This window comes from Streptomyces sp. V4I8, assembly GCF_041261225.1.
Lineage (GTDB): Bacteria > Actinomycetota > Actinomycetes > Streptomycetales > Streptomycetaceae > Streptomyces.
This window is the reverse complement of sequence record NZ_JBGCCN010000001.1, coordinates 1,258,357-1,272,280: the sequence shown is the minus strand read 5'-3', so window position 1 is coordinate 1,272,280 and position 13,924 is coordinate 1,258,357. Positions and strand designations below refer to the sequence as shown.

The 13,924-nt window shown below is 69.2% G+C and carries 12 protein-coding genes; 10 read left to right on the top strand and 2 right to left on the bottom strand.

The features are described from left to right. Positions 1–135: 135 nt before the first annotated feature. Together ABIE67_RS05740 and ABIE67_RS05735 are read left to right on the top strand one after the other, a co-directional pair. A complete protein-coding gene (locus ABIE67_RS05740) occupies positions 136–1,257 on the top strand; it encodes a PP2C family protein-serine/threonine phosphatase (RefSeq protein ID WP_370268238.1) in 1,122 nt (373 codons plus the stop codon). A gap of 404 nt (positions 1,258–1,661) precedes the next feature. Next, entirely contained in the window at positions 1,662–2,630 is a 969-nt protein-coding gene (locus ABIE67_RS05735) for a serine hydrolase (protein ID WP_370254260.1), read from the top strand. Positions 2,631–2,824: 194 nt separating this feature from the next. Here ABIE67_RS05735 and ABIE67_RS05730 read toward each other — a convergent pair whose 3' ends face one another. Continuing rightward, positions 2,825–3,865: a VWA domain-containing protein gene (locus ABIE67_RS05730; RefSeq protein ID WP_370254256.1), complete on the bottom strand. Its 1,041-nt coding sequence runs from the start codon at positions 3,863–3,865 to the stop codon at positions 2,825–2,827. 435 nt (positions 3,866–4,300) lie between these two features. On the opposite strand from ABIE67_RS05730, the gene ABIE67_RS05725 reads away from it, so the two are divergent. The 6 genes from ABIE67_RS05725 to ABIE67_RS05700 all read left to right on the top strand — a co-directional run bounded on the left by ABIE67_RS05725 (position 4,301) and on the right by ABIE67_RS05700 (position 10,433). Further along, the gene (locus ABIE67_RS05725; protein WP_370254252.1) at positions 4,301–5,521 is read left to right on the top strand and encodes an NlpC/P60 family protein; all 1,221 of its coding nucleotides are present in this window, start codon (positions 4,301–4,303) and stop codon (positions 5,519–5,521) included. Between the two features lie 213 nt (positions 5,522–5,734). Further along, on the top strand, positions 5,735–6,820 hold the full coding sequence (locus ABIE67_RS05720) for an S-(hydroxymethyl)mycothiol dehydrogenase (protein ID WP_370254247.1): 1,086 nt from the start codon (positions 5,735–5,737) through the stop codon (positions 6,818–6,820). Further along, positions 6,820–7,452 (top strand): MBL fold metallo-hydrolase, encoded by a 633-nt coding sequence (locus ABIE67_RS05715; RefSeq protein WP_370254243.1) that lies wholly within the window; start codon positions 6,820–6,822, stop codon positions 7,450–7,452. Before ABIE67_RS05720 ends, ABIE67_RS05715 begins: the two co-directional genes overlap by 1 nt. 196 nt (positions 7,453–7,648) lie before the next feature. Continuing rightward, entirely contained in the window at positions 7,649–8,011 is a 363-nt protein-coding gene (locus tag ABIE67_RS05710; RefSeq protein WP_370254239.1) for a bifunctional 3-phenylpropionate/cinnamic acid dioxygenase ferredoxin subunit, read from the top strand. After that, positions 8,008–9,171, top strand: coding sequence for an NAD(P)/FAD-dependent oxidoreductase (locus ABIE67_RS05705; protein WP_370254235.1), 1,164 nt, complete (start codon positions 8,008–8,010; stop codon positions 9,169–9,171). Before ABIE67_RS05710 ends, ABIE67_RS05705 begins: the two co-directional genes overlap by 4 nt. A gap of 131 nt (positions 9,172–9,302) precedes the next feature. Next, positions 9,303–10,433: an aromatic ring-hydroxylating dioxygenase subunit alpha gene (locus ABIE67_RS05700; protein ID WP_370254231.1), complete on the top strand. Its 1,131-nt coding sequence runs from the start codon at positions 9,303–9,305 to the stop codon at positions 10,431–10,433. A 1-nt stretch (position 10,434) separates the two neighbouring features. Here ABIE67_RS05700 and ABIE67_RS05695 read toward each other — a convergent pair whose 3' ends face one another. Continuing rightward, entirely contained in the window at positions 10,435–11,181 is a 747-nt protein-coding gene (locus ABIE67_RS05695) for an IclR family transcriptional regulator (protein WP_370268235.1), read from the bottom strand. 203 nt (positions 11,182–11,384) lie between these two features. Here ABIE67_RS05695 and betA point away from each other — a divergent pair, with 203 nt between their 5' ends. After that, positions 11,385–13,055 carry a choline dehydrogenase gene (gene betA, locus ABIE67_RS05690; RefSeq protein WP_370254226.1) on the top strand — a complete coding sequence of 557 codons (1,671 nt, stop codon included), beginning with the start codon at positions 11,385–11,387 and terminating at the stop codon, positions 13,053–13,055. A gap of 3 nt (positions 13,056–13,058) precedes the next feature. Next, positions 13,059–13,895: a 5,10-methylenetetrahydrofolate reductase gene (locus tag ABIE67_RS05685; RefSeq protein WP_370254221.1), complete on the top strand. Its 837-nt coding sequence runs from the start codon at positions 13,059–13,061 to the stop codon at positions 13,893–13,895. Positions 13,896–13,924 lie beyond the last annotated feature (29 nt).

Genomic DNA, 13,924 nt, shown 5'->3' with positions numbered 1-13,924 from the left:
CGGTCGTCTGTGCGGCCTTGCGATGCACGGTCTCGACTCCTTCGGGCGTGCCCGTCCGCCGCAAATTCTCGGGTGCGGCCCATGATTTTGCCGCGCTCGATGTCTGCTTAGGCCGATATGATGCATTTTGTGATCATGTCTGCACGGCTGTGGCGCCGTCGCCCCGCCTACAGCGGCCGATGGGAAGCTGCCCGGCTGTCACCCGTGGTCCTGACCGTCCTCATCGCGGGCCTGGCGTTCTCCACCCCGAGGGAGATCGCCATCAGCCGCCTTCTGCCCGCCGCACCCGCCCTTGCCGCCGCGATGTGGCCCGTGCTGCCCACGGTGGTGCTGGGGGCGTTCTGCCTGCTGTTCATGATCTTCCTCAGCTTCTTCCACACCGACCTGGGGACGCAGTACACGTCCGCCGCGATCATCGCGGTCACCTTGGCGGCCGCGTACGGGAGTCATGTCCGACTGCAGCGGGAGGAGATCCTCTTCCATGTCCGGCTCGTCGCCGACGCGGCCCAGAAGGTGCTGCTCCGCCCGCTGCCGCGCCGCATCGCGGACGTCGAGATCGAGTCACTGTATCTGGCGGCCCAGGAACAGGCCCGGATCGGCGGCGACTTCTATGAGGTGATCGGTACGCCGTACGGGGTCCGGCTGCTCATAGGCGACGTACGGGGCAAGGGTCTGTCCGCGGTGGGGGCGGCCTCGGCGGTGATCGGCTGCTTCAGGGAGGCCGCGTACGACGAGCCCGACCTGCAGGGCATCATCCACCGACTGGAGACCACGGTCACGCGCCACAGCGCGGCTTTTCCCGCCCAGGACCAGCCCGAGCACTTCGCCACCGCTCTCCTCGCCGAGATCCCGCACGGCGGCGGCCACCTACGACTTCTCAACTGCGGGCACCCCCCGCCGCTGATCGCGCATTCCGGGAAGGTCCGGGTCCTGGAGCCCACCCTTCCTTCCCCGCCCCTCAACCTCGCAGCGCTCATCGGTGACCGCTACTGGGTCGACATGGTCTCCTTCGCCCCTGGTGATCAGTTGCTGCTCTACACGGACGGCGTATCGGAGGCCCGGGACCATGCCGGCCAGTTCTTCCCGCTGCCGGACTGGATGCGTCGGCAGGGCCTGGAGCGGCCCCGCGAGCTGCTCGACCAATTGCACCGGGACCTGCTCCAGCACAGTGGCGGAAGGCTCGACGACGACATCGCGGCCCTCGCGCTGAGGTGCTCCACCGCGGAGGATCGGGGAGCTGTCGGCGTAGAGCACTGAGTTCTTGGTGGCGGCATGCCGGCGGGGCTGTCCTCCATGCCGTGCAACTCCAGGCGTACGTCGTGTCCGCGGGCGTTGTGCCCAGACCTGCCAGGCGATCATGCGGGCCGACGAGGCGCTGCCGGACGACGCTCCCCTCGGGAAGCTGCGTGGTCACGCCGTTCGGTCTGCCGCCCGGGGTTTCTCCCATGCCGTCCACGAGGTGGCGCCCGCGCTCGTGTAGTCCGCTCGCCGCTCGCCTCTCCGGCCCTGCCACCTGCACGGTCGTCTCCGGCAATCGGCTCCCTCGTTACTCGCGGAATGACACGCCTGTCCTGGTGTCGATCACCGTCATCGCATTCGATGTGTCCTATTTTCTGATTGATCGCCGTCTTTCTTCCTAGGAATATCGAGGCCTGCCCGCCATGGTCGACGGACAGAACCGGACGCACACGGCGCGCGGCCTCCGCGCGCACACGCTGAAGGGCTACGCCTGCGTCGTCACCGCAGTCGTGGCGTCACTCGCCGCCTGTTCCGCCCCCGGCACGCCCCATGCGGGGCAGGCGCCCCCGGCACGGGCGGGCGCTCCGGCCCCCGGGCCGGCGGCGCCGCCGCGCGAGAAGCGGGGCGCGACTCTCTCGCGGGCGCTCAAGCCGGTCCTGCCGGGTGGCGATACGCGGTTGGCGGTGGCGGTGCTCGACCTGGACAGTGCCGACCAGGAGATCGCGTCATACGGGCGGCCGGACGCGACGTTCGAAACGGCGAGCATCATCAAGGTGGGCATCCTCGCGACGCTGCTGCTCCAGGCGCAGGACGAGGGCCGGGAGCTGACAGATGCCGAGCGCCGGTATGCCGACGAGATGATCCGGACGAGCGACAACGAGGCGACGGACGTCCTGTGGCGGGCGATCGGGCGGGCGGAAGGCCTGGCCGCGGCGAACGAACGGTTGGGGCTTTCCTCGACACAGGGCGGCCCCGGCATCAGATGGGGCCTCACCCGGACCACGGCCACGGACCAGGTCAAGCTTCTGCGCGCGGTCTTCGCACGAGGGCCGGTTGCCTCCGCCCACTCGCCGGAAGGACTGAACCAGGAGTCCCGGGCCTACATCCAGGACCTGATGGGCTCCATCGCGGAGGGCCAGGACTGGGGGGTGTCCGCGGCCGGCTCCCCGGGCTCCCGCTGGGCCCTCAAGAACGGCTGGCTGCAGCGGAGCACAACCGACCTGTGGATCATCAACAGCGTCGGTCACGTGACGGTGCACGGGCGCGGCTACCTGGTCTCGGTACTCAGCGGCGGCAACGCATCGATGGAGGGCGGGATCTCGCTGGTCGAACGGGCGGCGAGAGCGGCAATCGGCGCGGCCAGCGCACACGTCCGTCCCTGGCCGGAGTGAGCGGGCCGGCGCTGCACCGGACCGTTCACTCTTATCCCTCCTCGCCGCGGGACCACCACGGGTCTGCCGGCAGGCCCGCAGCGCACTCGGGCCCCGGGGGTCAGTCATGACATCCCCAGGGCCCGGCCCGGTGTACGGAGCGGTGCTGTTCAGCGGCGCACCTGCCGTGAAGGCAAGGCGTCAGACCATGAGCGTCAGAGCATGAGCAGCAGCCGCGTGTTCGGAACGAGCTTCCGGTTCACACTGGTGCTCTGTACGAAGATCGTGAAGTCGTCGTTGTGGTCCGGCTTGACGCGGATTTCCACGTTCGGCAGGCCGAGCAGGGCTCGGGCCTCGGGCCCCGTGTACACCCGGTCGGTCTTCTTCTCCAGCACCGCTATCTGCTTCTGCGCCTGGATCTTCTCCGACTTGCTCAGCTGGTAGAACGCGCCACCGGTACGGTAGGTGTGCCCGCATTCGACGACCCAGTCCCGGATCGCCGCGTCACGGGCAACAGGGATCAGCTGGTACTTCGACGGATCCACCGGGGCGAGGCCGGCTGCCTCGATGGTGTCCTTGTTGACCGCCTCCGCACCTGTGGAGAACACCGCCCGTGATCCGCGGATGCCCTGGGCGCGGCCCATCATGAACTTCTCGGTGGCCTGCTGGATGACCTGCCCGGCCTCCTCCAGACCCTGTGTGCTCGTGGCGTCCCAGATGGCGATGTTGTCCTTCGGGAACCCGCACTGCATGGCCTCGCGCTTGCCCATCTGGTCCGGCACGAGGACGGCCAGCGTCCAGTTGTCCTCCTGTGTCTCGATCAGCTTGGCCACGCCCCCGACCAGTTCACGTGGATCCCTGTTACGGGCATCCGAGCAGCGATGGCTCGCGTTCTCCTGCCCGTCGGTGAGCACGAACGTCAGGAAGCTGTGGTCTCCGTACAGTTGGGCCGTCTGCGCAAGCTCCCGCTGCGACTTGAGCGTGGCCGCCAGCAGCGCCGTCATTCCCCCGACCCGGTACAGCTGCTTCAGGGACGGCATCCGCAGCACGTCCTTGTCGTAGATGACGCACTCCACCTCGTCCGCGAAGACGTACACGGTGACGCGGGTTTCCTGGTCCAGCTCCTGCGATCGGCGGGCCAGGTAGGCGATCTGCTGGTCGGCGACCTCGACGACCTTGCGGCTCAGGTGGGACATGGACGAACTGGCGTCCAGCACGAGAGCAACGTGATTGATGTAGTTCTGGCTTCCGGACATGACCGCTCCCCCTCTTTCCGACTCGATGCTCCGATGTTCTCACCCACCACTGACAATCGATCTTGGATCCCGGACCGCAGGGGGGAGGCGGCCCGGACTCGACCTCGCTGCTGTGGCGAGCCGTTGGCCGGTTCTCCGGAGTACCTCGCCGACACCTCAGGACGCTGGTCCCTGAGCTCCGCGCACCTCTTCATCCTGACAAATGACAGGGACCGGCTGGCCGGTGGAGTCCGTACGTTCGCGGGAGTCACCGAGACCAGGGGGAGTGCCGTGATCATCGGAGTTCGCAGAAGTCGAGGAACCGGAAGAGCAGGGTCCGCAAGAACGGGGTCCGCAAGAACGGGGTCCGCAAGAACGGGGTCCGCAGGAGGGGGGTCCGGAAGAACAGGGTGGGGAGAGCAGTCCTGGGGGCGCCGGGTACGGCTCCTCGTCGCCGTGCTCGTGACGGTGATGAGTCTCGGCCTGCCGGCCGTCTCGGCTCCTCAGGCGGTCGCCGCCACGGGGTGCGCGCCGCTCCAGTCCGGTGCGAGTGCGGCGGCGCAGGCGGCCGTCGAGGTGGCGTGCCGGTACGTCGGTCAGCAGTACGCCTGGGGTGGCGGTCACGCACAGGGCGTGCCCGGTCCGAGTCAGGGCCAGATCGACCGCACGGACCCCGACTCGTACGCGGACCCGGAGCTGTGGAGCTTCGACTGCATCGGACTGGTGCGCTGGGCCTGGTACAAGGCGACCGGCCGGGACCTCATCACCGAGCGCACGACGCAGGCGACCTTCGCGGCGCCCGGGTACGCTCACACGAAGTTCGTGAAGTCGCAGGGGGCGGGCGTCCTGCTGCCCGGCGACATCATGTACTTCGGCCCTGTCGGCTTCGGCCCGACACACGTCGCGATCTATCTCGGCGACGGCAAGATGGTCGAGGCGCCGCAGTCGGGCGCGAAGATCCAGGTCAACTACATCAGCGCCCGCTGGGAGCGTTACCAGGGCGCGTTCCGCCCGCACGCCGACGTCACGCCCATGGTCTGGTCCTGGGACGGCCGCGGGTCGTTCCACAAGACCTGGGGCCGGCCCAACCTGCGGCAGAACTCGAACACGAGCAGCGGCATCAACTTCACCAACGGCAACGGCATCTCCGTGAAGGTGCGAGTGCTGTGCCAGCGGGTGAGCGAGCGGGCCACGGTCGACGGCATGGTGAACAACGTCTGGTCGTTCCTGCCGGACTACCACAGCTGGATCAGCAACCTCTTCGTACAGGGACCGGCCGTGCTCAAGGATGTGCCGTCCTGCGGTGACTTCCCGGCGATCGGCGGCACGCTGGCCGGTGCGGAGAACAACACGTCCTGCGGCGACGGTACGGCGCCCGACTCCGCGGGCGCCTGGACGGCCAAGTCGACCACCGTCTTCGGCCGCACCGTGGAGCTGCGCTACAACAGCACCACCCAGTGTGCCTGGGGGCGCATCATCGGCGGCACGGTCGGCGACGAGATCTGGGTCGACCGCAGCGCCAACGGGGGCGAGACCTGGGACTCGATGCTCGGCTTCACCACCATCACCTCGGGCAACGACGCGTACACCACCCAGTGGAACGACGCCGGCCTCGTCATGCGAGCCTGCGGCACCAACGGCCCGGGCGGCGCCATCGAATGCACCGGCTGGTTCTGACCCACGGACAGCCGTACCGGCCGGCTCCGGGCCTCCATGTCCACCTCCGCCCTCTGACATCGGAGGAACCGTGGCCCCGCGGGGGTCGTGGCATCGACCCCCGCCGGATCCTTGACCGCCGGTCGGCACTCCAGGATGCTGTGTTGCGACCTATGAGATGTGTGCCGTAATGAGCAACGTCTGATTGACGTCTCGACCAGCCGAGGAGTGGCCATGACGCACCAGGTCCGTGCTGTCGTCGCGCGGGGCAAGGGCGCCCCCGTCAGCCTGGAAACGATCATCGTGCCCGATCCGGGTCCGGGTGAGGCGCTGGTGAAGATCGAGGCCTGCGGGGTCTGTCACACCGATCTGCACTATCGCGAGGGGGGCATCAACGACGACTTCCCCTTCCTGCTGGGGCACGAGGCCGCGGGCGTCGTGGAATCGGTGGGGGAGGGGGTCACGGACGTCGCGCCCGGTGACTTCGTGATCCTCAACTGGCGTGCGGTGTGCGGCCAGTGCCGGGCCTGTCTGCGCGGGCGGCCGTGGTACTGCTTCAGCACCCACAACGCGAAGCAGAAGATGACCTTGACCGACGGCACCGAGCTGTCGCCCGCGCTGGGCATCGGTGCGTTCGCGGAGAAGACGCTGGTGGCGGCGGGGCAGTGCACGAAGGTGGATCCGGCCGCGTCGGCCGCCGCGGCCGGGCTGCTGGGGTGCGGTGTGATGGCGGGCATCGGCGCGGCCATCAACACCGGCAACGTCGGTCGCGGTGACACGGTCGCCGTCATCGGCTGCGGCGGTGTCGGGGACGCGGCGGTCGTCGGGTCGAACCTGGCGGGCGCGGCGAAGATCATCGCGGTGGACATCGACGACCACAAACTGGAGACGGCCAGGAAGCTGGGCGCGACCCACACCGTCAACTCCCGCAGCGCCGACCCCATCGAGGCGATCCGCGAGCTGACCGGCGGATTCGGCGCCGACGTCGTGATCGAGGCGGTCGGCCGCCCGGAGACGTACCGGCAGGCCTTCTACGCCCGCGACCTGGCCGGCACGGTCGTCCTGGTCGGTGTGCCGACCCCGGAGATGAAGCTGGAGCTGCCGCTCCTCGACGTCTTCGGCCGCGGTGGCGCGCTGAAGTCCTCCTGGTACGGCGACTGCCTGCCGAGCAGGGACTTCCCGATGCTCGTCGACCTGTATCTGCAGGACCGGCTGGACCTGGACGCCTTCGTCACGGAGACCATCGCGCTGGACGAGGTCGAGAAGGCCTTCGAGCGGATGCACCAGGGCGACGTGCTGCGCTCGGTGGTGGTCCTCTGATGGCCGGCGCCCGCGTCGAACGGCTCGTCACCTCGGGGACGTTCTCGCTGGACGGCGGCACCTGGGACGTCGACAACAACGTGTGGATCGTCGGCGACGACGTCGAGGCGGTCGTCATCGACGCCGCCCATGACGCCGAGGCGATCACCGCGGCCCTCGGCGGCCGCACCCTGCGGGCCATCGTGTGCACCCACGCCCACAACGACCACATCGACGCGGCGCCCGCACTCGCGGCGCGCACCGGTGCCCCGATCCTGCTGCACGGCGACGACCTGCCGCTGTGGAAGCAGACCCATCCCGAACGGGCGCCGGACGGCGAGCTGACCGACGGCCAGGTGCTCACGGTGGCCGGCATCGAGTTGACCGTGCTGCACACCCCCGGTCACGCCCCCGGCGCGGTGTGCCTGTATGCGCCGGACCTGGGGGCCCTCTTCAGCGGCGACACGCTGTTCGCCGGGGGGCCGGGGGCGACGGGAAGGTCGTACAGCGACTTCCCCGCCATCATCGAGTCGATCCGGGACCGGCTGCTGACGTTGCCGGGGGAGACGGTCGTGCACACCGGGCACGGTGAGACGACGACGGTCGCGGCCGAGGCCCCGCACGTGCAGGAGTGGATCGACCGCGGCTTCTGACCCTCTTCGACGGGGGCCTCGTGTGGCGCCCGTTCCGCCTGTTTTCGCAGGTGGAACGGGCGCTTCGAGCTGCCTGGAGGCGCCGCGGCCGACCTGTCCGAACGAGGCCTTTTGACGCCTTGACAACGCTTCTGGGCGGCCCTCAGACTGGCGTTGCGCTTACCGCAATCCGTTTCGCTATACGCACCGAGGTGTCATGATGATTCCCGCGTGCCGACTCGCGGATCTCCCGCGAGGTGAGGCCCACCGGCTCGACATCGATCCGCCGGTCTCGGTGTTCCACACCGACGATGGCGAACTCTTCGCGATTGACGACACCTGCACCCACCAGGACGCGTCGCTCGCCGACGGCTGGCTGGAGGGCTGCGAGGTGGAATGCCCGCTGCACGCCTCGAAGTTCGACCTGAGGACCGGTTCGGTCGACGCCCCGCCGGCCAAGCTTCCGGTCCGGACCCATGAGGTCGTGGTCGAGGACGGCATGATCTACGTCCAGGTGTCCACGGACGCCCCCAACCTGCCTCCCTGCGTCGCCGCCAGGCTCGCCGGAGGCCTCGCGTGAGGACGGTGGCCGTGGTGGGGGCCTCGCTGGCCGGTCTGTCGGCGGCGCGTTCACTGCGGCAACAGGGCTACGACGGACGGCTCGTCGTCATCGGCGACGAGGTGCACCGCCCGTACGACCGGCCCCCGCTGTCCAAGGAGTTCCTGGCCGGCGCTCTCGGCGAGGCCGAACTCTCGCTGGAGTCGGACGACGAGGACCTCCGGGCCGAGTGGCTGCTCGGCAGCCGCGCCGTCGGACTCGACCCTAGGGACCGTGCCGTTCGGCTCGCCGACGGACGTGAGGTGCGTGCCGACGGCGTCGTCATCGCGACCGGAGCCGCGGCGCGCGCCCTCCCCGGGTCGGAAGGTCTGGCCGGGGTGCACACCCTGCGCACTCTGGACGACGCCCGTGCCCTGCGGGACGAACTGGCCCGCGGTGGACGGCTGGTGGTGATCGGCGGTGGCTTCATCGGAGCCGAGGTCGCCTCGACCGCGTATGCCCTCGGGCTCGATGTGACCGTGGTGGAAGTGGCCCCGACGCCCCTCGCCGGCCCGCTCGGAGAGGCCATGGGCGCCATCGTCTCCGCCCTCCACGCCGACCACGGCGTACGGCTGTTGTGCGGTGTCGGCGTCAAGGGACTGAGCGGGGAGACCCGGGTCGACGCCGTCCTGCTCGAGGACGGTCGCAGCATCGCCGCCGACATCGTGGTCGTCGGTGTGGGAGCCCGCCCGTGCGTCGAGTGGCTGGAAGGTTCCGGCGTCGTCCTCGACAACGGCGTCAAGTGCGGCGCGGACGGCCGCACCAGCCTGGCCGGTGTGGTCGCGGTCGGCGACTGCGCCAACTGGTACGACCCGCGCGCGGGCCTGCATCGCCGGGTCGAGCACTGGACCGGCGCGCGGGAGCGTCCCGCCGCCGCGGTCGCCACCTTGCTGGCCGGGGGTGCGGTCGAACCGGCAGCGCCCCGGCCGCCGTACTTCTGGTCCGACCAGTACGGCGTGAAGATCCAGTTCGCCGGTCACGCGGCCGCCGCCGACAGCGTGACCATCGAGGCGGGGGCCGCGGACACCCGCGACGTCCTGGCCGTCTACCGGCGTGCCGGGGACCCCGTCGCCGTGCTCGGGATGAACCAGCCGCGGCCGTTCATGCGCTGGCGCAAGCAGCTGGCCGCCGCCACATCTTGACACCGCCCCGGTGACATCTCCATGCTGCGGTTGCGCATGGCTCGCAGCGTTGCACCATATACAACGCGGTCCGGAGTTGCCCTTCCCGGCGCGTGAATACCCCTCCACGACGTTCTCCCGAGGAGTGCACCGTGACCTCGACCAGCCTGCCGGACAGCCTGATCGCCACGCTCCCCGGCTCCTCCTACACGGATCAGGCGATCTTCGCCCAGGAGCAGGAGCGCATCTTCGAGACCATGTGGTTCTGCGTCGCGCGCGCCTCAGAACTGGCGAAGCCCGGCGCCTTCCGCACCGTCGACGTGGGCCGCGAGAGCATCCTCGTCACCCGGGCGCGGGACCACTCGATCCGCGCGTACTTCAATGTGTGCCGGCACCGCGGAGCCAAGCTCTGCACGGAGGAGACCGGCGAGGTCAAGCGGGCCTTCCAGTGCCCCTACCACGCCTGGACGTACGACCTCAACGGCAAGCTCGTCGCGGCGCCCAACCTCACCAAGATGCCCGACATCGGCCGTACCGAGTACGGACTGGTGGACGTGGCCGTGCGGGAATGGCTCGGCTATGTCTGGGTCTGCCTGGCGGAGAACCCGCCCTCCTTCGACGAGGAGGTCATCGGTGACGTTGTCGCCCGCCTCGGCGACGTCGAGTCGATCGAGCGGTACGACATCGACAGCCTCTCCGTCGGCAAACGAATCGTCTACGACGTGCGGGCCAACTGGAAGCTCATCATCGAGAACTTCATGGAGTGCTACCACTGCGCGACCATCCACCCGGAACTGACCGAGGTGCTGCCCGAGTTCGCGGACGGTTACGCCGCCCAGTACTACGTGGGCCATGGTGCCGAGTTCGGTGCGGACGTCCAGGGCTTCACCGTGGACGGCTCCGAGGGTCTGGACCGCATACCCGGGGTCGCCGAGGACCAGGACCGCCGCTACTACGCGATCACCGTCAGGCCCCAGGTGTTCATCAACCTCGTGCCGGACCATGTGATCTTCCACCGGATGTACCCGGTGGCGGTGGACCGCACGATCGTGGAGTGCGACTGGCTGTACCTCCCGCACGTCGTCGAGAGCGGCAAGGACGTCAGCCGGTCCGTGGAACTCTTCGACCGGGTCAACCGCCAGGACTTCGAGGCGTGCGAACGGACCCAGCCCGGTATGGGTTCCCGTATGTACGCCAAGGGCGGCGTGCTGGTGCCCAGCGAGCACCACATCGGCGCGTTCCACGACTGGGTGAACGAGCGCCTGGGCAGCCCTCAGGCGTGACTCAGCCCAGGTAGCCCATCCGGTGGCTGATCTCCTCGGCGCCCTCGCGCAGGATCGGGGAGAGCTCGTGCAGGCGCTCCTCGGTCAGGCGGTACCCGGGGCCGGAGGCGCTCAGTGCCGCGATGACCTCGCCGTTCCGGTCGCGGACCGGGGCGGCCATGGCGTGCAGACCGATCTCCAGTTCCTCCAGGGTGATCGAGTAGCCCCGCTCCCGCGCTTCGGAGAGGTTCTTCTCGAGCTTCGTCTTCGCGGTGATGGTGTGCGGGGTGACCTTCTTCATGCCGACGCTGGACAGCAGCGCGGCGCGTTCCTTGCTGGGGAGGTGTGCCAGCAGGATCTTGCCGCTCGACGTGGCGTGCAGCGGCGTCAGCTGGCCGACCCAGTTGTGCGCGGTGATCGCCCCGGGGCCGCGCACCTGGTAGAGGTTGATCGCGTAGTGCTCCTGCATGACCGCGATGTTCACGGTCTCGCCGAGCTCCTCGGCCAGGCGCTCGCACACCGGGCGGCCCTGCTGGGTGATGTCGATACGGCCGGTGACTCCGCCGGCCAGGCGAACGATTCCGAAGCCGAGCCGGTACTTGCCGCGCTCGCCGGCCTGCTCCACGAGGCCGCGCGCCTCCAGCGCGCCGAGCAGGCGGAAGGCGGTCGACTTGTGCACGTCGATCTCGGCCGCGACCTCGCTCACACCCGCTTCGCCACGCTGGGCGAGGATCTCCAGCACGCTGATGGCCCGGTCGACCGACTGCACTCCGCCGGCGCTCGAATGGGACGCTTCCGTGTCAGTGCTGTAGTTGCTCACAGTGAAACTATACGCGTAGTAAACAACATGGCTGCAAGTAACGACGCCGAAACGAAGGCCCCTGGAAGTTGCGTCGTTCGCAACCTGGTGCGTATGGCGCGACCCGGTCTAGCATGCCTCGCGTATCTACGGCGCGAGCGAGACGAGGCACCATGGCTCCCCTGCAATACGACTTCGTCATCGTCGGTGGCGGTTCCGCCGGCAGTGCACTGGCGAACAGACTCTCCGCGGACCCGGCGAACCGGGTGCTGGTGCTGGAGGCGGGCCGGTCGGACTACCCGTGGGATGTCTTCATCCATATGCCCGCGGCGCTGACCTACCCGATCGGCAGCCGGTTCTACGACTGGAAGTACGAGTCCGAGCCCGAACCCCACATGGGCGGACGACGCGTCTACCACGCGCGCGGCAAGGTGCTGGGCGGCTCCAGCAGCATCAACGGCATGATCTTCCAGCGCGGCAACCCCATGGACTACGAGCGCTGGGCGGCCGACCCGGGCATGGAGACCTGGGACTACGCACACTGTCTGCCGTACTTCCGGCGGATGGAGAACTGCCTCGCGGCCGACCCGGACGACGAGTTCCGCGGCCACGACGGCCCCCTCGTCCTGGAGCGCGGCCCGGCGACCAACCCTTTGTTCACCGCCTTCCTCGAGGCCACCCAGGAGGCGGGCTACGCGCCCACCGACGACGTCAACGGCTACCGGCAGGAAGGCTTCGCCAAGTTCGACCGCAACGTCCATCGCGGCCGCCGTCTTTCGGCGTCGAAGGCGTACCTCAAGCCCGCGATGAAGCGGCCCAACCTCACGGTCCGTACCCGCACCCTCGTCACGCGGGTCCTCTTCGAGGGCAAGCGGGCCGTCGGCGTCGAGTTCAGGCGCGGCCGGGGTGCGCGCCAGGAGGTCCGCGCCAAGGAGGTCATCCTCTGCGGTGGGGCGATCAACTCCCCGCAGCTGCTCCAGCTCTCCGGCGTCGGCAACGCGCGGGAGCTGAGCGCCCTCGGCATCGACGTCGTCCACGACCTCCCGGGCGTCGGCGAGAACATGCAGGACCACCTGGAGGTCTACGTCCAGTACGCCTGCAAGCAGCCCGTCTCCATGCAGCCGTACATGGCGAAGTGGCGCGCCCCCTTCATCGGGCTGCAGTGGCTCTTCCGCAAAGGCCCGGCGGCCACCAACCACTTCGAGGCCGGCGGTTTCGCCCGCAGCAACGAGGACGTCGACTACCCCAACCTGATGTTCCACTTCCTGCCGGTGGCGGTCCGCTACGACGGCTCCTCACCCTCGGGCGGCCACGGCTACCAGGTGCACGTGGGCCCGATGTACTCCGACGCGATCGGCTCGGTGAAGATCAAGAGCAAGGATCCGCGCGAACACCCCGCGCTCCGCTTCAACTACCTCTCCACCGAGCAGGACCGTCGCGAATGGGTCGAGGCGATCCGGGTGGCCCGCAAACTCCTCGACCAGCCCGCCCTCGCCCCCTACAACGGCGGGGAGATCTCGCCCGGCCCGAAGGTGGAGACGGACGAGGAGATCCTCGCCTGGGTCGCGAAGGAGGGGGAGACCGCGCTGCACCCGTCCTGCACCTGCAAGATGGGCACCGACGAGATGGCCGTCGTCGACCCCGGCAGTATGCGCGTGCACGGCCTGGACGGACTGCGTGTCGTGGACGCCTCCGTCATGCCGTACGTCACCAACGGCAACATCTACGCGCCCGTGATGATGGTCGCCGAGAAGGCCGCCGACCTGATCCTGGGCAAGGAGCCGCTCGCACCGTCGAAGGCCGCGTACTACCGCCACCGCGACGTCCAGAAGCAGGCGGAGTAGGCATTGGGCGCCGCAGGACTCCGGGCGCTGCTGGACAGCGTCCGCTACGAGGTGCTGCCCGCGAAGGCGACCGAGGCCAAGGTCCTCGCCCATGTCCCGCGTGACGTCGTCGTCACCGTGACGGCGTCACCGGTCAAGGGCCTGGAGCCGACCCTCGGCCTCGCCGCCCGGCTCGCGGCGCACGGCTACCGGGTCGTCCCGCATGTGCCGGCGCGGCTGCTGCGGGACGACGTGCACCTGAAGGAGACCGTCGACCGGCTCCGCGAGGCGGGCGTGGACGACGTCTTCGTCCCGGCCGGCGACGCCGACCCGCCCGCGGGGGTCTACGACGGGGCGCTGCCCGTGCTGCGCAGACTGAGCGAGCTGGGCGGCCCCTTCGCGCACGTCGGTGTCACGGGCTACCCCGAGAGCCATCCGCTCATCCACGACGACATCACCGTCCAGGCGATGTGGGACAAGCGCGAGCACGCCACGTACCTCGTGAGCAACCTCTGCTTCGACCCGCGGGTGCTGGGGGAGTGGATCGGTCGTATACGGCGCCGGGAGGTCGGGCTGCCCGTGTATGTGGGGGTGGCCGGTCCTGTGCAGCGGGCGAAGCTGCTGGCGACGGCGACGAAGATCGGTGTGGGTGAGTCGACGCGGTTCCTGACGAAGCACCCTTCCTGGTTCCTGCGGTTCGCGGCGCCCGGTGGCTACTCCCCGGACGGTTTGCTGGCCCGCAGCGAGGGTGCGCTGACCGCGCCGACGGCGGGGGTGGCGGGCCTGCACCTGTTCACCTTCAACCAGATCGCGGAGACGGAGCGGTGGCGCCGCGCGCTGCTGGAGCGGCTCGGGGGCTGAAGCGCCGTATACGAAGGGGACGTATACGA

What these genes read in the sequence shown, in the direction of transcription:
- ABIE67_RS05720 (WP_370254247.1), top strand. Translation starts at nt 5,735, where the DNA reads ATGACGCACCAGGTCCGTGCTGTCGTCGCGCGGGGCAAGGGCGCCCCC.
- ABIE67_RS05740 (WP_370268238.1), top strand. Translation starts at nt 136, where the DNA reads ATGTCTGCACGGCTGTGGCGCCGTCGCCCCGCCTACAGCGGCCGATGG.
- ABIE67_RS05710 (WP_370254239.1), top strand. Translation starts at nt 7,649, where the DNA reads ATGATGATTCCCGCGTGCCGACTCGCGGATCTCCCGCGAGGTGAGGCC.
- ABIE67_RS05730 (WP_370254256.1), bottom strand. Translation starts at nt 3,865, where the DNA reads ATGTCCGGAAGCCAGAACTACATCAATCACGTTGCTCTCGTGCTGGAC.
- ABIE67_RS05735 (WP_370254260.1), top strand. Translation starts at nt 1,662, where the DNA reads ATGGTCGACGGACAGAACCGGACGCACACGGCGCGCGGCCTCCGCGCG.
- betA (WP_370254226.1), top strand. Translation starts at nt 11,385, where the DNA reads ATGGCTCCCCTGCAATACGACTTCGTCATCGTCGGTGGCGGTTCCGCC.
- ABIE67_RS05715 (WP_370254243.1), top strand. Translation starts at nt 6,820, where the DNA reads ATGGCCGGCGCCCGCGTCGAACGGCTCGTCACCTCGGGGACGTTCTCG.